The sequence below is a fragment of the Haloglycomyces albus DSM 45210 genome (assembly GCF_000527155.1).
GTDB classification, from domain to species: domain Bacteria; phylum Actinomycetota; class Actinomycetes; order Mycobacteriales; family Micromonosporaceae; genus Haloglycomyces; species Haloglycomyces albus.
On record NZ_AZUQ01000001.1, the window covers coordinates 3,091,766 to 3,112,660 of the forward strand.

18 protein-coding genes are annotated in these 20,895 nt (G+C 63.4%); 12 read left to right on the forward strand and 6 right to left on the reverse strand.

Annotated features, from left to right (window positions below):
* Nucleotides 1-23 precede the first annotated feature (23 nt).
* Entirely contained in the window at nucleotides 24-404 is a 381-nt protein-coding gene (locus HALAL_RS0114290; protein WP_025274650.1) for a DUF4190 domain-containing protein, read from the forward strand.
* 41 nt (nucleotides 405-445) lie between these two features.
* On the opposite strand, the gene HALAL_RS0114295 is transcribed toward HALAL_RS0114290, so the two are convergent.
* Together HALAL_RS0114295 and HALAL_RS0114300 are read right to left on the reverse strand one after the other, a co-directional pair.
* A complete protein-coding gene (locus tag HALAL_RS0114295) occupies nucleotides 446-1,357 on the reverse strand; it encodes a chymotrypsin family serine protease (RefSeq protein WP_025274651.1) in 912 nt (303 codons plus the stop codon).
* A gap of 87 nt (nucleotides 1,358-1,444) precedes the next feature.
* Nucleotides 1,445-1,846, reverse strand: a complete 402-nt coding sequence (locus HALAL_RS0114300) for a DUF4262 domain-containing protein (RefSeq protein ID WP_025274652.1) — start codon at nucleotides 1,844-1,846, stop codon at nucleotides 1,445-1,447.
* Nucleotides 1,847-2,047: 201 nt separating this feature from the next.
* Between HALAL_RS0114300 and HALAL_RS0114310 the strand changes: the two genes are divergently transcribed.
* Entirely contained in the window at nucleotides 2,048-2,383 is a 336-nt protein-coding gene (locus tag HALAL_RS0114310; protein WP_025274653.1) for a cupin domain-containing protein, read from the forward strand.
* A gap of 141 nt (nucleotides 2,384-2,524) precedes the next feature.
* Nucleotides 2,525-3,205, forward strand: coding sequence for a hypothetical protein (locus HALAL_RS0114315; RefSeq protein ID WP_025274654.1), 681 nt, complete (start codon nucleotides 2,525-2,527; stop codon nucleotides 3,203-3,205).
* On the opposite strand, the gene HALAL_RS0114320 is transcribed toward HALAL_RS0114315, so the two are convergent.
* Nucleotides 3,196-3,702: a helix-turn-helix domain-containing protein gene (locus tag HALAL_RS0114320; RefSeq protein WP_025274655.1), complete on the reverse strand. Its 507-nt coding sequence runs from the start codon at nucleotides 3,700-3,702 to the stop codon at nucleotides 3,196-3,198. The genes HALAL_RS0114315 and HALAL_RS0114320 overlap by 10 nt on opposite strands.
* Entirely contained in the window at nucleotides 3,699-6,014 is a 2,316-nt protein-coding gene (locus tag HALAL_RS19240; RefSeq protein WP_025274656.1) for a LuxR C-terminal-related transcriptional regulator, read from the reverse strand. The genes HALAL_RS0114320 and HALAL_RS19240 overlap by 4 nt, the downstream gene beginning before the upstream one ends.
* 112 nt (nucleotides 6,015-6,126) lie before the next feature.
* On the opposite strand from HALAL_RS19240, the gene HALAL_RS0114330 reads away from it, so the two are divergent.
* The 9 genes from HALAL_RS0114330 to HALAL_RS0114370 all read left to right on the forward strand — a co-directional run bounded on the left by HALAL_RS0114330 (nucleotide 6,127) and on the right by HALAL_RS0114370 (nucleotide 18,144).
* Nucleotides 6,127-7,629: a dynamin family protein gene (locus HALAL_RS0114330; RefSeq protein ID WP_025274657.1), complete on the forward strand. Its 1,503-nt coding sequence runs from the start codon at nucleotides 6,127-6,129 to the stop codon at nucleotides 7,627-7,629.
* Between the two features lie 39 nt (nucleotides 7,630-7,668).
* A complete protein-coding gene (locus HALAL_RS0114335; RefSeq protein WP_025274658.1) occupies nucleotides 7,669-9,558 on the forward strand; it encodes a dynamin family protein in 1,890 nt (629 codons plus the stop codon).
* Nucleotides 9,551-10,057 carry a hypothetical protein gene (locus tag HALAL_RS0114340; protein WP_025274659.1) on the forward strand — a complete coding sequence of 169 codons (507 nt, stop codon included), beginning with the start codon at nucleotides 9,551-9,553 and terminating at the stop codon, nucleotides 10,055-10,057. Before HALAL_RS0114335 ends, HALAL_RS0114340 begins: the two co-directional genes overlap by 8 nt.
* A gap of 70 nt (nucleotides 10,058-10,127) precedes the next feature.
* The gene (locus HALAL_RS18955; protein WP_025274660.1) at nucleotides 10,128-11,318 is read left to right on the forward strand and encodes a J domain-containing protein; all 1,191 of its coding nucleotides are present in this window, start codon (nucleotides 10,128-10,130) and stop codon (nucleotides 11,316-11,318) included.
* Nucleotides 11,315-12,649: an IucA/IucC family C-terminal-domain containing protein gene (locus HALAL_RS18735; protein WP_025274661.1), complete on the forward strand. Its 1,335-nt coding sequence runs from the start codon at nucleotides 11,315-11,317 to the stop codon at nucleotides 12,647-12,649. Before HALAL_RS18955 ends, HALAL_RS18735 begins: the two co-directional genes overlap by 4 nt.
* Nucleotides 12,639-14,144 carry an IucA/IucC family protein gene (locus HALAL_RS0114355; protein WP_025274662.1) on the forward strand — a complete coding sequence of 502 codons (1,506 nt, stop codon included), beginning with the start codon at nucleotides 12,639-12,641 and terminating at the stop codon, nucleotides 14,142-14,144. The genes HALAL_RS18735 and HALAL_RS0114355 overlap by 11 nt, the downstream gene beginning before the upstream one ends.
* Nucleotides 14,141-15,280, forward strand: a complete 1,140-nt coding sequence (locus tag HALAL_RS0114360; protein WP_084472030.1) for a type III PLP-dependent enzyme domain-containing protein — start codon at nucleotides 14,141-14,143, stop codon at nucleotides 15,278-15,280. Before HALAL_RS0114355 ends, HALAL_RS0114360 begins: the two co-directional genes overlap by 4 nt.
* A gap of 79 nt (nucleotides 15,281-15,359) precedes the next feature.
* Complete coding sequence (locus HALAL_RS0114365; protein WP_025274664.1) at nucleotides 15,360-16,118, forward strand: MerR family transcriptional regulator; 759 nt, start codon at nucleotides 15,360-15,362, stop codon at nucleotides 16,116-16,118.
* A gap of 367 nt (nucleotides 16,119-16,485) precedes the next feature.
* Nucleotides 16,486-18,144: an ABC-F family ATP-binding cassette domain-containing protein gene (locus tag HALAL_RS0114370; RefSeq protein ID WP_025274665.1), complete on the forward strand. Its 1,659-nt coding sequence runs from the start codon at nucleotides 16,486-16,488 to the stop codon at nucleotides 18,142-18,144.
* Nucleotides 18,145-18,217: 73 nt separating this feature from the next.
* Here HALAL_RS0114370 and HALAL_RS0114375 read toward each other — a convergent pair whose 3' ends face one another.
* Nucleotides 18,218-18,964 (reverse strand): succinate dehydrogenase/fumarate reductase iron-sulfur subunit, encoded by a 747-nt coding sequence (locus HALAL_RS0114375; RefSeq protein ID WP_025274666.1) that lies wholly within the window; start codon nucleotides 18,962-18,964, stop codon nucleotides 18,218-18,220.
* Nucleotides 18,961-20,895: a fumarate reductase/succinate dehydrogenase flavoprotein subunit gene (locus HALAL_RS0114380; RefSeq protein ID WP_025274667.1), complete on the reverse strand. Its 1,935-nt coding sequence runs from the start codon at nucleotides 20,893-20,895 to the stop codon at nucleotides 18,961-18,963. Before HALAL_RS0114380 ends, HALAL_RS0114375 begins: the two co-directional genes overlap by 4 nt.

Below are 20,895 nucleotides of genomic sequence, written 5' to 3' on the forward strand. Positions count from 1 at the left end.
AGAATCTCTCAAGGAGTAAAAGCATGGCCGCACCACAGGCCCCCGAAAAGAAAAGTAACGGCTTGGCCGTTACCGGTCTCGTTCTCGGTATCATCGCCCTCGTTCTCGGTATCATCCCCCTTGTCAACGTCATCTCGTTCATCATCGCCCCCTTGGCGATCATCTTCGGCATCATTGGCATGGTCAAGGCCAAAAAGGCCGGAACCGGAAAAGGCATGGGAATCGCCGGCCTGGTGACCGGTGTCCTCGCGCTCGCCATCACCACGATCATGTACGTGGCGTTCTTCAGTGCAGTCAGCGAGGTCTGTGAAGACTACGAAGCAGAAACCGGCCAGAGCTGCGAGGACCTCGATAAGGATACCGAAGAGCTCGAAAAGGAACTGGAAGAGCTCCAGAACAAGTAATTCCGTATGTCAAGATCCACCCGTGTGGTGGGTCTTTTATTTTATCCACAATCGTCGATGACGATGTCGAATTCCTCCTCCACCGCTCCGATGGGATTGGCGATGCCGCTCAGGCCGTCCGGTGTACCGGCGAAATACAGTCCCACGATACGTCGATCCGGCCCCAGAACCACCGAACCAGAGTCGCCGCCCAGGCCGAACGCCTCGGAATCGGCCGCCACCGACAACTGATCGACCAGGCGATGACGGCCCACGTCGCCACCGTAATCAATCGACACGTTCGCTTCGATGCCGTCGATGATTCCACTCCGCACTCCGGTCGTACGCCCGACCTTGGACACCTCCATTCCCAACTCGGCGGCCGTCGATCCCGCCGTCAGCCCCATCCCGCGCACGTAGGGCACCGCTTCCCTCGCCTCACATGACACGAGCGCCGCATCGACGCGCTCATTCAGCACCGCCGCTTCAAGAGACCCGAAAACATCGTCCGGACACGATCCACCATCCAATTGAGATGGTTGAACCATGTCGTCTCGCGGCGACCAGTCACCGTCGACGGCGGCCACGTGCCAATTGGTCAAACCAAACCACACCCCGTTCGAACGCGACCGTACGATCGCTCCCAACGTTCCCGCCAAGGGTGATCCGTGCGGCTGTCGGCACGGGCCCATCGACACCCCTCCGATCAACGGCCGGTAACGCCGCTCGTCGGCATTCGGCCGCACGGCGCGTTCCACCACATCGGTCGCCACGCCGTCGAGATCGGATGGTAGATGCTGCCCTGCGGGGATGTAGCCGCCTTTACGTTCCACCCACAGCCGCAGGCACACTTCGTCGCGCCTCGTGCCCTCACGGAAACGGTATCCGATATCGACACCCGTCACGCCCGCGAACGACAGGAGGCGATCGGCATGTCGCTGCTTGACCGCACGGACGTCATCGATACGAGCCATCGCTACACCACCTCACACAATGTTAGATGTATCGATTATTTTCCCCTGAAAATACGGCGAAGGCAACCTCCGCCGTTGTAGAGCCGTTTACGGACGGGTGACGGCCACTTTCCAGACGTTCAAACGCTCACCGTAACGCTGCTGTGCCACGGCGGCCGCATCACGCTGATGGGGAACCATGGTCGCTTCGATTCCACAGTCACAGCCCTCGTCCTCACAGGCGAAACGATCGTCTTCGCCGATACGGCCCTGCTGGCGAACGCGGTGCACCAGCACCTGCAAAAACATCTGCCAGTCCTGGACGCTTCCGTCCAGGCCCGACGTGGCGTCCATGTACAGCTCGGGCAGACCGTGGTCGGTGAGACCGATGGAGTACACGTGAGCATCGTCGTGGTCGACGCCGAGGAACGTCACCCCGTACTGCTCCAAGCGCGAATCAATCTGAGCCAAAAGATCGTCGGGAGCCTGCCCTTCGCAGATCTGACACATGGGAACCTCCTGCTGGATACGTTTTCAATCCTCCACATTGTCACTCGATCCCGGTCGTGAGCGCGGTATCGCGGTGGGCGATTTGGGCGTTTTCAACGTCGCCGGCCGATCCGACGTCGCCTCCATCCGGACGTTTGCGCCCTAGCGCCGACCGCGATCGCCTACGATCGTCCACACCAGCCGAGTCAGTCAGGAGAGACGATGTCTAAAACGTCATTGCCCGCTATAGGTCGACAGCTCGCCCACCAGGCCCAAGAGGCCACGTCCGGTCGCGCGGCCATATCTTTGACCCCCGGACACGACAAGCACCTACGCCATACGCTGATGTACCTCACCGACGGCACCTCCACGTCGCCGCACAACGGTCGTGACGAGGCAACCGTGCACGTATTGGAAGGACGTATCCGACTGTCGACCGACGACGACCAATGGGACGTACTGGCAGGAGACCTGTTGCCCCTCCCCCACAACAGCCACCACATCACCGCTCACTCCGACAGCCTGGTGTTGCTCACCACCATCGTCGTAGACGAGTAACCACACTGCGCCAAACATACTTAACCGCCTGGAATCTCCATTGTGTCCTGCCGCGCCCGGACCTGTCCTGCTCTCGCGGTGTCTGACCGGTGCGATATCAATGAACCAAAGAGAGTTCGTTGACCCGCAGGGAGAGAAGACATGTCGCTATCGGACCACGATGTGGACCATATCGAGCAAGTAGTGCGATCGGGGAAACGCCCCCGAGTCGTCTTTTGTGACAGTGCCGGTCAAATCGCCGGACAGGTCGGCAAGGTCGTCGCGATCGCCGACGACCGCACCGGCGAGTTCCTGACCGTCGAATTCGGCTCCGACCGCTTGGAGTTCGGCCCCGACGAAATCCGCCTACCCGAACGCGGGGAACTGTCACGGCGCAAGAAGAAAACAGACGAACCCGCAGCCGAACCACGACAACCCTCCGGACCACCGTTGCTGGACGACACCACCGAACCGCCGGAAAAAACGACCCGGGCCACACCACAACCACCGAAAACACCTCCACAGCGCGCCACCACACCACGGCAGTCCACGCCACGACGCAAACCGAAAACCCGCGGCCAGTCGGTGTCGGTAACGGTCTCGTTTGACGGCGAGAAATGGACCATGAGCGCCTCACGCGGAGCGAAAACAGCAGTAAAGGCCCACGACATCGACCATCGACGGGCCCTGGAAGTGGCACGGGCATCCGGCAGTGCCGAGGTGGAACAAGTGGTGTTCGACGTGTTGGAACAGATCAAAACCGATGCCGAGGCCGAAGCCGAACGCCTACGGGCGCAACTGTCGGAAGTCGAAGAACGGGTGGCCGATCTCGGTCAGCTCTGATCGCCAATGCGATTGGTGAAGGCGATGACGGCCTCCCGAGTCGTGGTGACACCGAGTTTCTTCCGCGCCGCGGCGATCCGCCGATTGGCCGTACGCAGAGCCACGAATTCGGCCTTCGCGGCGGCGGCGATGGTGGAACCGTCCGCCAGATGACGCAAAAGGGCCTCCTCTTCGACCGTCAGGATGGACGCGGGGGCGACGTCGGCGGCGCTCGCGGGTGCTTCCAAGCGGTGTAGGTCGTCGGCGAGCGCCTCGGCCAGTGGGGTGTGGGCGGTGGCGATGATGCCGCATCCTCGGGTGGCGGCGAGGAGGGCTTGGCCGAGTGCGTGTTCGTCGGCCACGGGGCCGTGGCAGACGATGCGTTGTTTTTCGAGGTCCCAGGTAGGGGTGGGGAGGGCGAATCCGGCGTGGGCCCGCCAGCCGCCGCGTACGGCGGTGCGGAGGAGGCCGGCGGCGTCGTTGGGATTGTTGCACACGTGTAGGGGCCGGTCGGTCATGTTGTGTGTCCCTTTTGGTATTTGACGGCGGCTTCGGTGCGGGTTTTTGCTCCGAGTTTACGCATGGCGCTGCGGATGTGTGTTTCGACCGTTTCGGAGGTGATGCCGAGGGTTTCGGCGATGCGTCGGGTGGGGTGGCCGGCGGAGATGTGGTGGAGGATTTGTTGTTCGCGGCCGGTGAGGTCCATTCCACGGCTGGAGCGTTGGTCGCGTCGTAGTCCGAGACGGCGGAGGGCGCGTTTGATTTTGCCGTCGAGGACGGTCAGTCCGGCGTCTTCGGCGAGGTTTTCGGCGTCGAGGAGCAGTTGGGTGGCGGCGTCGCCGTCGGCGTGGTAGCCCGCGGCGAGGAGGGCGCGGATTTTTTCGCGAAGGCTGATGCCGTCCCATTGTTCGGCGGCGGTGTGGAAGTCGTCGGCGCGGCGTTGTTTCCAGGCGGTGAGGGTGTTGTCGACGGGGGTGGGCCAGCGGCCGCTGAGGGGAGTGGTGGGGGTGTGTCCTTGGTCGTAGGACAGCCATTGGTTGGTGATGTGGGTGAGTCCGGTGGCGAGGTCGACGGTGGGGGCGGTGTGTCGGGGTGGTTGGTGTTGGCCGTCCAGCCAGGCGTATTCGGCTTCGATCCAGGAGACGAGGGGGTGGGTGCGTCCGATGCCGTCGAGGTGGCGGGCGGCTTGGCCGAGGTCGCCGGTGTCGGCGGTGGCGAGGGCGAGGGTGGCGGCCAGGAGGGTGGCGATATCGTCGGGGAGGGGTCCGGATTCGGCGCGTTTGACCGAGGCGATGAGGTTGTCCAGTTGGGTTGACGATAGGGCGTTGGTGAGGGCGGCGAGGGCGAGGAAGCGGGCTTTCCAGGTGAGGTGTCCGCTGTTTCCGGCGTCGGCGGCGGCGGTGAGGGCGCGTTGTTTGGCGTCGGGCAGTTGGGCGTTGTTGACCGCTTGGTTGGTGCTTTTCCAGCGGCACCAGTAGGCGATGGTGTAGGCGCCTTCGGAGGCGGCTTGTTCGGCGGCGGCGTCGAGTCCTTGTCCGCGGGTGGCGGCGAGGGCGGCGTGGAGCGTGGGGTGGTCGGGTTCGCTGCCGTGGCGTTTGGTGATGTCGTCGATCATTTCGCTGGGGTTGGGGTGGGTGAGGAGGCGGAGGGCGTCGGTTTCGGGGTGGGTGTCGTTGAGTTGGTCGGTGAGGCCGCGGGCGGCGAGTGGGTTGGCGAGGGTGAGGTGGGCGTAGATTTTGGTGCGGACGGCGGCGGGGGTGTCGTCGTCGGCGAGGAGGCGGAGGGCGTGGGTGGGTTGGTGGTCTTTGATGGCGGCTTTGGCGGCGGGGAGTTTGTGTTGGTCGTTGATGGTGGCGGCGAGGGTGAGGGCGGCGGTGGCGTGGGTGGGTTCGCTGTCGGCGGCGGCCAGTGCGGTGGTTTCGGCTTGGGTGAGGTTTCCGGCGGCCCAGTGGTGGCGGGCGGATTCGAGTCCGTTGGTGGCTTCGGCGAGTTTGGCGTGGAGGGCGAGTCGTTGGGTGTCGTTGAGTGCACCGGCGGCGATGGCGGCCATCCAGGGGCTGGTGGGTGAGAGGTAGTCGCCGTCGGTGTCGGCGAGTCCGGAGTCGCGGAGGCCGGTGGTGGCGGTGTCGCCGAGGAGGCTGTGGTGGGCGGGGCGGCCGAGGAGCCCGAGGGTGGCCAGGCCGGTGCGGAGGCCGGCGTCGGCGGCGGCGAGCGCGGTGGCGATGGAGTGGGCGGGGTCGCGTGGGGTGGTGTCTTTGGTGGTGTCGGGGGTGCGGGCGAGGGTGGCGAGGGCGAGGGGGTGGACGCCGGCGTGTTGGCGGATGTGTTGTTTTTGGTTGTCGGTGAGGTGGGGGTTGACGGTGTGGAGGAGGGTGTTGATGCTGTTGTCGTCGAGGGCGGGGATGCGGTGTATGTGGGCGCTGTCGGTCAGGTCGCGGGCGAGTTCGATGCCGGTGGTTCCGGCGGCGAGGATGGGGAGGTGTTGTGCCAGGTGTGGTAGCGCGGCTTGGGTGTGCGGATCACACCATTGAATATCGTCGATAACGAGGGTGGTGTTTTTCAGTCGTGATAGGGCCGCGGCGGCGAGGACGGTGGGTGAGTCGCTGGGTAGTCCGGCTTTGGTGGCGCGGATGAGTGCGAGGGCGGGGTGGTGGCGGAGGGCGGCGAGTCCTCCGGTGTGGACGACGCGTTGTCGCAGTTGCGCGCTGATGCGCTGTAGTAGGTGGGTGCGCCCCCACCCGGGTGGTCCGGTGAGGAGCTGCAACCCTGGTTGGGTGAGAGCGTGGACGGTGTGGTCGATAAGTTTGTCACGATCAGCAGGTGAACGCACCGCGTCTCCTTGGTAGTGGCACGAATCAGGGATGATGACTGTGCGAAGGGTCGTTTACGGTAGGGGTGAACACTATTTTATTGGCTGTTAACTTGTGCGAAAGGACGGGTAAGTGTCGGGTTCGTTGGCGATGAAACTTAAACAGGCGGCGGAAGCGGTGTCGGGGTCGCTCACTCCTGAATCGAAGTCGGTCGCCGATGAAGTCGCCCAACGACTCTCTCAACCACTCACCGTAGCAGTAGCTGGACGTCTTTCCTCAGGCAAGTCCACCCTCGTGAATGCGCTCATCGGCCAACGGGTCGCGCCGACCGCCGCGGGTGAATGCACCCGTGTGGTGACTCGTTTCCGTTATGGTCCGGCCGATCGCATCGAGGTGGTCACGAAATCGGGTGAACGGACACCTGTGCTGTTCGATGCCGACCATATGATACCCGCCTCGTTGCCGTGCCCGGTGGAGGAGGTTGACATGGTCGACGTGCAGTTGGCCTCCCAGGTGTTGGAAAATCTCGTGGTGCTGGATACGCCCGGTTTGCAGTCGGTGAACTCCGAGGTGTCCGATAAGGCCGCCGACACGCTTTTCGCCGCACCGTTTTCCGCCTCCACCGACGAGGGTTCGAAGGGAGCGGTCGCGGCCGCTGAGGCGATCATCTATGTGTTCACTCAGGCGGTGAAGTCCGATGACGTGGAGGCGTTGGAGGCGTTTTCCGCGGCCTCACATGCCGTATCGGGAACGCCCATGAATTCTTTGGCTCTGTTCAACAAGGTCGACAAGCTTGCTGCCGACGCCGGTTCCGACCCGTGGCCGGTGGCGACACCGTTGGCCGATGAACAGCTGACCTTGCTGCGACGTGTCGTTTGTGATGTGGTCCCGTTGGTGGGCCTGTTGGCCGAAACGTCCCAGGCGGGCCTGTTGACCGCCGCTGACGGTGAGGCTTTGCGGACTCTGGCGGGGATGGATGAGACCCAGTTGACCGTCATGTTGGCGTCGACCGAATTGTTCCACACTCAACCGGCCCCTGTCGACGGTGAGGTTCGGCGTCGTCTTTTGGATCGTCTGGACCTGTACGGCATCAGCTTCGCCATCGCGCAGTTGCGTTCGCAGCCGCGCATGTCGACCGGTGAACTGGTGCGTCTCCTGCAGGCCGCCTCCGGTCTGCCCCGTCTGCATTCCACTCTGCACCAGGTGTTCGCCAGTCGTGCCGACGTCATCAAGGCCGGCTGGGGTCTGTCGCGGTTGCGTTCGCATGCGGCACAAGCGCAGGAGTCCGATCGCGATCTTCTCCACAACCTGGTGGAAGACATCGTTGCCGACCCCGCTTATCATCGACTTAAGGTCCTGCAGGCGGCCGGTCAGGTCACCAGCGGTCAGGTACGTCTCGAACCCGACATGGAAGCCGAGGCCGCTCGGCTGGCGCTGTCTCAGGATCCCGCGACGGTCTTGGGGATGCCTTCCGCCGGGACACAGGATCTGGCCGAGGCCGCCATCAAGGCGGCGGGCCGGTGGCGGGCGTTCGCCAATGGTGCCGCCTCGCCCCCTCAAGCGCGCGTCGCCCAGGAGATGGTGCGTGGCTTCAGCCTGATAGCGCGACAGCTGCGTTCTGCCGACAACCAGTGACCGAACGACCCAACCGGCGGTGAGAAGAAAGTACACACTATGACCGACAGCGACAACGACAGCAGCAATACCGAAAAACTGGCGAATCTGCGGGCCCTGTGCACCAAGGCCGCTTCCGCCGCGCAGGCTTCTCTCCGGTCGGTGGACTCCGCGGCCGCCGCCGAGGTCGACCAGGTGGCCCGCTGGCAGCCCGATCGTCCTGTCACCGTCGTGGTCGGAGAAACCAAACGCGGGAAGTCGTCGCTGGTCAATTCGCTTCTCGGTACCCCCGGTCTCTCCCCTGTCGACGTGCGGGTCGCCACCAACTCCTACCTCGAATTCGCCTACGCCGAAGCCTCCAGTGTCCGCGCCTGGCTGCCGGGCAACAGTGAGCCGCTGCTGCTGTCGACCGGCGATCTTCGCAACTGGGCCACCGCGCTCGGCGACTATCCGACCGGCTACGACCTGCCGCGTCGCATGCTCGTCGGTCACCCCGCGCCGTTGTTGAAATACGTCTCCCTGGTCGACACCCCTGGAACGGGTGGGTTGGAACCCGATCACGCGCAGATTGCTTTGGAGGCCGTCTCGCGTGCCACGTGTCTTCTCATGGTCACCGACGCGTCCTGTCCGTTGACCAAAACCGAACTTGATTTCCTCGCCGAAGCCTCCAGCCGAGTCAACTTCGTCGTCTTCGTGCTCACCAAGACCGACTCCTACCCCGGTTGGAGAGACATCCTCGCGGAAAACCGGGCTCTGATCGACGCGCACGCTCCCCGGTTCCGTACCGCCCCGCATTTCCCCGTCTCCGCGTTGTTGGCCGAGAAAGCCCTCGCGTCCAACGGGACGGTCCGCCAAACCCTCGCGAAGGAATCCGGGATCGGCACGTTGCAGCGTTCGCTCGCCAAAATGGCCAACGCGGGCGAGGCCCTGTTGGCCGCCAACGTCGCCCGAGCGGCTCGGTCCGAGTTCGCCCGTCTGGCCGCCAACGCCTCCGAAGAGGTCAAAGCCTATAATCCCGACCCTGACAAAGCCAAGGAACTCAAAGCGGAGAAAAAACGCGTCCTGGAAACCAAACAGGCCGAAACCCGCAAAGCCAATCTCGCCCTGCAGGTGGAAACCAACCGCGCGAAGGTCGAGATGACCACCACCGCACGCGAACACTTGACCGCGTTGCAGGAGCAGATCACCGGAGAGCTCGAAAAAGCCGATAAAACCACCATCGAAGCGATGCCGCAGCGCATGGACATCGCTCTGCAAGCGGTATCGTCACGTCTGAGCGAGCAACTGCACCACCGGTTCATGCTGCTGGCCGACCGGGTTCTGCGGCAAGTGTTCACCGACGCGGAAATGCAGCAGGCGACCTCGCAGATTCAAACGCAACTACGTGCCGCCGAAGCCGGCCGCGCCACCAAGGACTCCAACCCCGACGGGGCGCTCATGGTCGCCAGCGTCGGCGGTATGGCCTTCATGGCCGGACGTACCGCCGCAGGCGGACTCAGCGCCGGGCTCGGAGCCGTCGGCCTCGGTGTCGCCGGAGGAGCCGCCGGGATCGCACTGTCGGCCACCGGAGTCGGCCTTGGACTCGCCGCCGGGGCGTTTCTCCTCGCCAAACGTAAAATCGCCGGAAACCGGCAGGCCGCCAAAACCTGGGCGCGTGAAGTCATCACCGACGCCCGGGCATCGTTGAACGAAGAGATCTCTCTGCGGTTCAACGAAGTGCAGTACATCTTCTCCTCCACCCTCGATGAGGCGCTCCGCAGGCGCGGCAACGAATACGACTCCCGCATCGACGCCGCAGAAAGCGCCGTCGCCGCCGACAAAGCCGCGCGCAAAAAGAAACAGGAATCCCTCAAACAGCGGCGCGACTCCATGACCAAAAAAGTCAAACAACTCGACGAAGTACTCGCCAAAACTCGCGGCCTACTACCGAAGGAGAGCACCGATGGATGAGTTCGACGTACCCGATGACAACAACGACAATGCCGATACCTCCCCCTCGCCCGGCATTGACGACACCGATCCGTTCGACCTCACCGACATCGCCGTGCCCGACGACCTCAACACCGACCACGACGGTGACCTCAACGTCGACGACGACCCGTGGGACGAACACACCGACACGACCGACAACGACCCCACCGGCACCGACGACCTCGGTGACGCCGAACCCGACCTGTTCCTCGACGGCCCCGACCCCACCGCCACCGGAGACGTCGACGCCGGCACCGACCCCGATACCAACCCCTACCAAAGCGAAACCCTGCCGCCACCGGCCGACCCCACCGGCCACTGGCCCGAACAGCTCGACTTCCCCACCCCCAACACCCACGACGGATCCGACTGGATCAACCTCGACGCCCTCGGCGACACCGAAACCCAACCGTGGCAACCCACCATCGACACCGACGCCCTCCCCGACGTGATCGACGCCCTCCAACACCTCACGTGACCGCGCTTGCTAGGCTGACAACCCCTCACATGACGACACCGCCCCCGGCGAGAGTCCGAAAGACACCACCGTGAAAAAACGACCACCGCACTACCAGACGCTCGACATACCCACCGACGCCGACCACACCACCGTCAAAGCCGCCTGGCAACGCGCCGCCCGCGCCACCCACCCCGACCACGGCGGTGACGCCGAACAGTTCCAACGCGCCGCCACCGCCTACGCCGTCCTGTCCGACCCGCACTCCCGCGCCGAATACGACCTCCAACACCTCCCCCACAAACGCCGACGCCACCGGCCGAAACACCGCATCAAATCCTATAACCTCTCCCCCACCGAAAGCACCGGCACCGACCTCGCCCCCGTCCCCTGGCACCAACGCCACGCCACCTACGCGCGCCCCCGCCCCACACCCGTCAGCGCCCTGACACAACTGGCCGCCTGCGTACTCCTCTACCTCACCGGAGCCACCGCACTGCTCACCATCGCCGCACCCACCGGACTCATCGCCGCGGCCGCCACCCTTCCAGCCACCCTGATCTGCAGCTTCATCACCGTCGCGATCACACTGTCAACCAACGGACACTACACCCCACAACAACCGCCCCGCCCCACCGCCGCCCACCTCATCGCCCCCAGCGTCAGCGCCACCGCCGCACTCCTCATCATCGGCGTCGACCACCCCGGAGCATGGGCCGCCGCACTCACCCTCGCGGCCGCCACCCTCATCCCCTTCACCGCCCGACGCGCCCACTACACCACCACTATATGGAAAAACGTCAAAGAAGCCGCGCGCAGCTACAACACCTTCGCCCCACCCGGACCACAACCCACCGTCCCCACCCCCGTCACCACCGTATTCAAAGAAATCCTCACCCACGTACACGGAACCAAACTATTCATCAACCTCCCCGCCGCCGACCGCACCATCCCCTACACCCTCCTCACCGGACGCCACCTCGCCCTCCTCACCACCACCGACACCCAGCCACAACAACACACCCCACACACCCTCCACCACGCCGAACACGCCCTCCAAGCCGCCTACCCCAACATCACCGTCACCACCCACACCCTCTACCAACACCACCAACCCACCGGCCCCCACCACACCACCCTCCACGACCTCGACGACCGCCCATGCGAACAAATCGGCCAACTACTCACCCACCACAACCACCACATCGACAACCAACTCCTCTACCTCCTCCGCCGCCGACTCGCCCACACCCCACAACCCCACCCCAGTCACACACCATGAACCACGACGCCGACACCGTCCTCACCCAACGACTCACCCACAACGCCCGCCTCGAAAACCTCCCCACCCCACCCCACAACGACACCACCGCCCACCTCATCGCCGCCCACATCAGCGCCCACCACCCTCACCGACGACGCTTCACCACCGACATCGCCCGCGCCCACACCGGCACCCGCCTCGCGCTCGCCGCCGCCACCACCCACCCCGACCGGCCGTGGAAACACGCCCACCACGCCCACCACGACGACAGCGTCTGGTTTGAACAGTGCCTCCTTCTCGGCCACCCGCTCCACCCCCTCGCCCGCCTACGCGGCCATTTCAGCGCCGACGACATCATCGCCTACGCACCCGAACATCAAGCCCGATTCCCACTCGGCCTCTACCGGCTCCCACAGGTCACCGCCGACAACGACTGGCCCTGGTCCGACCGACACGGCCCCCTGCTCCCCCTCCACCCCTGGCAGGCACGCCGCTACGGCCTCACCGCCGTCGACGCCATCGACCAAGCCGCCCCACTGTCGGGCCTGCGCACAGTATCGACCGGAACCCACCACGTCAAATGCTCCCTCGACGCTCAACTGACCTCGGCGATACGACACGTCTCCCCCACCGCACTACACGCCACCCGACTCACTCCCCGCCTCGCCGGTGTCCTCGACGATTTCGACATCACCCTGCAGAAAGAAACCGCCTGCTACGCCCACGACGCCACCGGCAGGCCCCTGCCGCATTTGGCCGCCATCAGCAGACAGGCACCACCGGCCCGCACGCTACCGCTCGCCGCCGGCTGCGAGACCTGCCCGACCACCGGCGAACCACTGCTGGCTAAACTCCACCCCCATAACCCCCGGCAATGGTTCACCCGCCTGCTCGACCGCTGGCTGACTCCCTGCCTACGCCTGTTCGACCACACCGGAGTCGCCCTGGAAGCCCACGGTCAAAACTGCCTGACAACCTGCGACGACGACGGACTCCCCGACCGGCTCGTCTACCGCGACCTCGGAGGAGTCGCCTTCAGCCGCCACCACCACGCTCCCGACGGACTGACCCCGTCATTCCCCGAGGCACGTCGCCGCCTCACCGCCGCCGTATCCACCACCCTCCACCAATACGTCGACATCCTCGGCCACCACACCACCACGCCCGCACCGACCTGGTGGACACTGGTCGCCGACCACCTCACCAACCTCGGCGGCCCCACCGCAGAATTCCTCCTCACCCGACCCTGGCCACACAAAGCCCTCCTGAGGATGCGACTAGCCCATCGGCCCACCCACAACCAATGGGTTGACCGCCCGAACCCCTTGGGTCACAATATTGAACCATGATCGACCCACCGGTGGCATCGACATGGTGACCCCCGCCGAACAACTTCTCCGCGCCGCCTGGCGCGAAGGACTCGGTGACGTACGAGCCCAACCCCCCGACGGCTACCGCCTCACCGACCTCCCCCTCAACCAAGCCCGCGTCGTCGAGCGCCCCACCACACCGCCCCACCCCGCCGACCTATCCGAGCACCTGTTCGGTCCCCATCCGGGGCTACAGGCCGAACTCCACAGCGCCCACACCGGCCACACCCTCGCCCACCAACGCCGGCAACGCCGCCAACACCTGTGGCGAGCGCTCGCCCGCCACAACCACCTGACCACCTTCGTCGACCTCGTCACCCGTTACGTCGACGACCCCAACCGTCGAGCCCGCTGGTTCGAACTCCTACAACCGCTCGGCCACCCCCTGCACCCGTGCGCACGCACCCGACTCGGCTGGACACACCATGACATGCGCTCCTACGACATCGAAACGCCACGCCCGGTCGCCCTCGTCGTCGCCTATCACGACGGAGCCCTCCACCGCCACGACCCGGACGGCTTGTTGACCGTCGACGGCCGACCGGCAACGGTCATGCACCCATGGCAATGGCGGACGACCGACCGGGGCGATCTCATCGATTCGGGCCGACGCCTACCGGCCTGGCCGACCACGTCGGTACGCACGCTGTACAGCCCTGATCTCAACGCCTATCTCAAAACCTCTCTTGACGTGTCGATTACCTCGACCCGACGAACCATCACCCCCCGCACCGCACGCTTGACCCCGCCGCTCAGCCAACATATTCAGCGCCACCTGGCCCTACCGTCCCACCGCCTGCTGGAGGAACGCGCCTCCACCTGGCATCCCGCCGACGGCAACCACACCCTCGTGCTGCGCGCTCCGCTCCCCGACACCAACGACGGGGTGACGGTTCCGTGCCATGCGCTTCCGTCCGCTTCCCCGGTGACCGGACGCAGTATCGCCGCGGAGTTGGCGCTTGCCGATCGTCGGGGGCCGCGCCGGTGGTGGCGTGATTATGTGTGGACGGTGTTGCCGCCGTTGTTTCATCTTTTGGTGGGGCACGGTATTGCGTTGGAGGCTCATGGGCAGAATTGTCTGGTGGAGTTTCGTTCGTCGCGGTCGTGGCGTTTGTGGAGTCGCGATTTCGGTGGGGTGCGGTTGTATCGGGCCCATGTGCCCGCTGTGGTGCGGCCGGAGTCCGTCGGTGTGTGGTTGACGGATTTTTGGGGCCTGCGGCACCATCTGTCGGCGAGTTTGTTTCATAATCATTTGGCGCCGATTGTGGTGGCATTGTCTGATGACGTGGGAGGGTCGCCGTCGTCGTGGTGGAGGACGGTGGGTCGTTGTCTGCGTGGCATGGGTTTGCCGCGAACCGATCGGGATTTCTTCGAGCGTGCGCCGTTGCCGGGGAAGGCTTTGTTGACCGCGAAGCTGAAGGGCGCGACCGGCGTGATGTTGTCGGCTCCCAATCCTTTGTGGAGCGCGTCGTGACGCGGTTGTGGGATTGGGTTGGTAACCGGTGTCGTTCGGGTGCGATGTGGGTGTGGGAGCCGTGGCGGTTTGTTGAGCGTATGGAGCTGTTGCGGCGTTGTTTTCCGCAGTGGACGTTTCTTTACGCGCAGAAGGCCAATCGTAGTTTCGTGGATGTTGCCGCTCGTGTCGCCGACGGGGTCGAGTGTGCGTCGGCCGGTGAGGTCAAGCGGGCGTTGGCGGTGGGGGTGCGTCGTATTGCGGTGGCCGGTCCGGTGATGACGCGGGAGTTTCTGGCGTGGTTGTCTGGGTGTGCGGTGGAGGTGACGGTGCATGTGGAGAGCCTGCAGCAGCTGCGGTTGTTGGGAAGTGTGGACTGGTCGCGCCCGGTGGCGTTGCGGGTGAACGCGTCGGTGGCGTCTGAACTTCCGGCGACGCATCATATGACCGGTCTGGTGCCGTTCGGTATTGAGCCCGAGCGGATTCCACTCGCGGTGGAGATGGCGCACGCCGTGGGGTTGGAAGTGATGGGGTTCAGCCATCATGCCGTGTCCAATTGCCTGGATGCCGAGGCGTATGCGGAGCATGTGGCGCGGTCGGTAGGTCTGTCGTGGGAGTTGGCCCGCCTCGGCGGTATCGAGTTGCGTTATATCAATGTCGGGGGAGGTTTGGGTTCGGATCCGAGGGGAGAGTGCATTGATGTGGTGCGGCTGGCGGGTTTGGTTCCCTCACTTCCCGCCGGGGTGGAGTTGGTGTGTGAGCCGGGGCGGTTTCTCGCGGCTCCGGCGGGCCACTACGTCTGTGAGGTGGTTGATGTCAAGTCCGCCGGTGGTCTGACGTTTGTTCTGGTCAAGGGCGGTACGCATCATTTTCGTCTGCCGGCGGCGTGGGGTTACGGGCATCCGTTCACCGTGGTGCCCGATGGGTGGTGGCCGTATGAGTGGGATCGCCCGGAGGTGGTCGATCGCGAGGTGCGGGTGTGTGGGGAGTTGTGCACGCCGCGGGACGTGTTGCATCCGGGGCAGTATGTGTCGCGGTTGCGGGTGGGCGATCGCCTGGTTTTTTCACACGCGGGCGCCTATGGACGCGATATTTCCCATTCGCAGTTTCTGTCGCATGAGAAAGCCGGAACCGTCACTCTCGATACGTGGCGTTAGTCACTTAAATTGGGCCTTGCGGTTGACGCGATGTCAACGGACATGCTGGTGAAGCAATGGCAACAGCGAGAGGAACGGTATGAGCGAGGAATGGTCGATCGGTGAGCTCGCGCGAATGTCGGGCCTGTCGACGCGGACGTTGCGACATTGGGACGCGAAGGGACTACTGACTCCGGTGCGTACCGATGCCGGTCGTGTGCGTTATTACGGCCGAGCGGAACTATTGCGTCTGCAGGAAATCGTCTTGTATCGACGCATGGCTATGAGCTTGGATTCGATTCGATCAATTGTCGACGGCCATACCGATCATGTGGACGCATTGCGTGGTCATCGTGAACGGCTGCGGCAGGCGCGGGAGCACGTCGCGGCGTTGGAACGCACCGTTGCGTCCACTATCGCGCAATTGGAGGGAGACGAAGCGATGGAACCGGCAACATGGTTTGACCGATTGGACGGAGAGACAGTGGAACGTTATGAGGCGGAGGCTCGCACCCGGTGGGGCGACGAACGCGTCGACCGTTCCCGGGAGAATCTGGAGGCGATGACCGATCGGGAGCGCGACGAGGTGATAGAGCGTTTTCAATCCATCGTCGACCGTCTCGCGCGCCTGTACCGCGACGGTGCCTACAGTGACGATACGGCCGTCGACACGGTTATCGGCGATCACTATTCCTGGTTGAGCGGAATGTGGGAGGCCGACCGCGAGGCGTACGTGGGCTTGGGTCGCCTCTATGCCGACGATGAGCGATTCGCCCGACAATTCGATGCCGCCACCGACGGCCTGGCCGCCTTCACCGCCTCGGCGATGGAGGCATGGGCGCAACGTCATTTGTCGTAATCGTTCACAGGGAGGCGTCACGAAAAACCTCTTGCGCCTCCCCACGCGAGGCGATACAGTAAGATCGTTCGTGTTCCCGACCGAAGGATGATCAGTGAAGTCATAACCGACAGGCACCGCGTCGCTTGGTTTCGCGCCCCGTCTATGAGACGTGTGCGCCCATGTGTGACGTTCTGTTCGGTTATGGTCCGGTGATTCGGTCGCATTCCCTCAAACGCTCTCTTTTGCGCCCTGCGGCGCGATGCCTTGATAGATGTTCGTAATTCTCTGTGACATCAATTCATCCGATTTCTGAGGTCCCCGGTGACGTGTGCTTCCTACCGCGCATGGTCACCTACTCGACCGTCGGATGCGAAAGGAATCGCCCATGTTGACAACCGTGGCAGCGCATCGACTCAGTTTTTCCTGGCCGGACGGCACGTCGGTATTCAGTAACCTTGATATGGCCTTGTCTCACGGAGTCACCGCTCTCATCGGGGACAACGGCTCTGGTAAATCAACCTTGCTGGAGGTCGTAGCCGGGCTACGGCCGGCCGGTTCAGGGCATGTGGAACGCACCGGACGGATAGCCTACGTGCCACAGCACCAGTCGGTACGGTCGGCCCCCACCGTGGCGCACCTACTGGGAGTCGCCGACGTGTTCCACGCCTTGGCCGCAGTGGAGAGTGGACAGACCGATGCGGAGTTGTTCGACCGCATCGGCGACGACTGGGACATCGTCGAACGCACCCACCGGCACCTGGACCGCCTGGGACTGGGCCACATCGAGCCCACCCGAGCCACCGACGGACTCTCAGGCGGCGAGCGCACGCTTGTAGCGTTGGCCGGTCGATTGCTGCAGCGTCCCGACATCCTACTGCTCGACGAACCGTCGAACAATCTCGACGCCACGGCACGCGGCTATCTCTACCGAGCAATCGAGACGTTCGGCGGTACGGTCCTGGTCGTCTCACACGACCGTGAACTACTCGACCGGGTCGATACGATCGCGGAGTTGCGGTCTGGTCGCCTGCGCACGTTTAAAGGCAATTTCGCCGATTACCGCCGGGCCATCGAGACCGAACAGAACGCGATTCGACGCGACGTTCGCGACGCTACCGCTCATTTTCGCAAGCAGAAACAGGAATGGATCGAAGCGCAAACCAAATTGGCGCGACGCGAACGCACCGGCCGCAAACGCTATAACAACGCCGCCGAACCACGTGCGGTCATGCGGGAACGTCAACGTGCCGCACAGGTATCGGGCGGCAAACATCGCATAGAAAAGGAGGATGACCTGTCCGAAGCCAAGAGCGCATTGGAAGACACCAAAGACCGCCTACGCGACGATACGTCCATCCGAATCGATCTGCCGGAAACACACCTCGCGCCGTCGGCGCTCGCGGTACGACTGAACGCATGGGCCCGCCACGGAGTCTACGACGGTACATTGACATACGGACCCGACGGAGTCGACCTCGACATCGTGGGACCCGAACGGATCGCGATATCAGGAGACAACGGCAGCGGTAAAACGACACTGGTCAACGAACTATTGCAGCAAAGCCGAGTCACGGCCGGCTACCTGACACAAACGATGGATCTACCGCTTCCCGACGGCACGGTATTGGACAATGTGCGCCACCGCGCCCCCGACGTCGATCAGGGACTTCTGCGAACCCGACTGTCGCGGTTCCATTTGCGGCGCCGCTCGGTCTTCCGTCCCGTCTCCACACTGTCGGGAGGCGAACGCCTGCGGACAGCCCTGGCGACCGTCCTGTCGGCCGAACCGCCGCCACGCCTACTGGTGTTGGACGAGCCGACCAACAACCTCGATTTGACGTCGGTCGAACAACTACGACAAGCGCTGAGCGCCTTCGAGGGGGCTCTGGTGGTGATCAGCCACGATCAAGCGTTCGTCGACGGCCTCGGAGTGACGCGCCGGATTCACCTGGAACGAAACCGCGGAGTCGTCAGTGACGTCCGAGGCGGGGTGGAAACCGTGCATCGCCCCGCCGAGCCGGCGGCGAACAACGGCGGATTCTGAAGCGCTCACAAAAGCGGTGTGGGGTGACCTGATTTGTCCAGGTCACCCCACACCGTGGTTTAAACCGATGCGATTAACGAGCCGCCATTCCCGCCTTGCGGAAGTCGCGGTTCAATTGACCGATCACATCGAGACCGATTTCCTTCGGACAGGCGGCAGAGCATTCCCCGGTGTTGGTGCAGCCACCAAAGCCGGCGTTGTCGTGCTCTTCGACCATGCCGATAACCCGAGTGTTGTGTTCGGGCTGTCCCTGCGGCATGAGCCCCAGGTGCGCGACCTTAGCCGCCATGAACAGCATTCCCGAACCGTTCGGGCAGGCCGCAACACAGGCCCCGCAACCGATACAGGCGGCCGCCGAGAACGCCGCGTCGGCGTTCTGCTTCGGCACCAGGTGGGTGTGGGCGTCAGGGGCGGTACCGGTCGGTGCGGTGACGTACCCTCCGGCCTCAATGATGCCGTCGAAGGCGCTGCGATCCACCACCAAGTCCTTCACCACGGGGAAAGGACGGGCCCGCCACGGTTCGATGTCGATGACATCGCCGTCTTTATAGTGGCGCATGTGCAGCTGACAGGTCGTCGTCGCCGCATTCGGGCCGTGCGGCTGACCGTCGATCACCAACGAACAGGCACCGCAGATGCCTTCACGACAATCGTGATCGAAGGCGACCGGGTCCTCTCCGTCGGAGATCAGACGTTCGTTGAGTACATCCAGCATCTCCAGAAAGGACATGTCCGGGTTGACGTTTTGAATTTCGTACGTGACCATCCGGCCACTGGCGTCTGCGGAGGGCTGACGCCAAATACGCAGCGTAAGATTCACTTGTAGCTCCGTTGGGTGGGCTTGACATAATCGAATTGAAGTTGTTCTTTGTGGAGAGTCGGCTTGTCGCCGTATTCCCACGCCGCGACATAAGAGAAATTCTCATCATCGCGCTTGGCCTCCCCGTCCTCAGTCTGCGACTCAGCGCGGAAATGACCACCACACGACTCCGAACGGTGCAACGCGTCAATACACATCAATTCCGCCAACTCGAAGAAGTCCGCCACACGACCGGCCTTCTCCAACTGCTGATTCAACTCAGAACCACTACCGGGCACCTTCAGACGAGTCCAGAACTCCTCCCGCAGATCCCGAATCAGCCCAATGGCCTTCCGCAAACCCGCATCAGTGCGCTCCATACCGCAGTACTCCCACATGAGACTACCCAGCTCACGGTGGAACGAATCCGCCGAACGATCCCCATCGATCGACAAGAACTTCTCCAGCCGATCGTCAACAGCCTGGCGCGCCGCCGCCACCTGCTCATTCGACTCATCCAAGTCCTCAAAAGGACCCGCAGTAAGATAATTGCTGATCGTATTCGGCAAAACGAAATAACCATCAGCCAACCCCTGCATCAACGCACTCGCACCCAAACGGTTCGCACCATGATCAGAGAAGTTCGCCTCCCCCGTCACAAACAACCCGGGGATATTCGACTGCAGATCATAATCAACCCACAGACCACCCATCGTGTAATGCACCGCAGGATAAATACGCATCGGACGCTCATACGGATTCTCACCGGTAATCCGCTCATACATATCGAACAGATTCCCGTACTTCGCCTTCACAGCATCCTGACCAAGACGCTTAATGGCATCCGCGAAATCCAGATACACACCCAGACCCGTCGGACCAACCCCACGACCCTCATCACAAACGGCCTTCGCCGCCCGCGAAGCGATATCACGCGGCACCAAATTACCGAACGCCGGATAACGACGCTCCAGATAGTAGTCGCGCTCGCTTTCCGGGATGTCCCACGGCTTACGATCGTCGCCCGCCTTCTTCGGCACCCAGACGCGACCGTCGTTACGCAGCGACTCACTCATCAAGGTCAGTTTCGACTGATAATCCCCCGACACCGGAATACAGGTCGGGTGAATCTGCGTGTAACAGGGATTCGCGAAATACGCGCCCTTGCGATGCGCCCGCCAGGCGGCCGTCACATTGCAGCCCTTGGCATTGGTCGACAGGAAGAACACGTTCCCGTAACCACCGCTGGCCAATACGACCGCGTCGGCCAACTCGGTCGAAATCTCACCGGTCACCAAATCACGCACGACAATACCGCGAGCGCGACCATCGACGACGACCAGTTCCAACATCTCATGACGGGTATGCAAATCGACCCGACCGGCGGCCACCTGACGTTCCAAGGCCTGATACGCCCCCAGCAGCAACTGCTGACCGGTCTGACCACGTGCGTAAAACGTACGCGACACCTGTGCGCCCCCGAACGAACGGTTATCCAGTAGACCACCGTATTCGCGAGCGAACGGCACTCCCTGGGAGACGCACTGATCGATAATATTGCCCGACACCTCCGCCAAACGATGCACGTTCGACTCACGGGCGCGGAAATCCCCGCCCTTGATCGTGTCGTAGAAAAGACGGTGGACGCTGTCGCCGTCGTTGCGGTAGTTCTTAGCGGCGTTGATACCGCCCTGAGCCGCAATCGAATGCGCCCGACGCGGAGAATCCTGGAAACAGTAGTTACTCACGCGGTAACCCAGTTCGCCCAACGTCGCGGCAGCGGACGAGCCGGCCAGACCCGTACCCACCACAATCACATGGAGCTTACGCCGGTTCGCCGGATTCACCAGCTTGCCGGAAAAACGACGCTTCTCCCACCGCTGATCGATCGGCCCCTCCGGAGCCGCCTCATCGGCGATATCGGCACCGTGTTCAAAAAAGTCTTCAGCCAT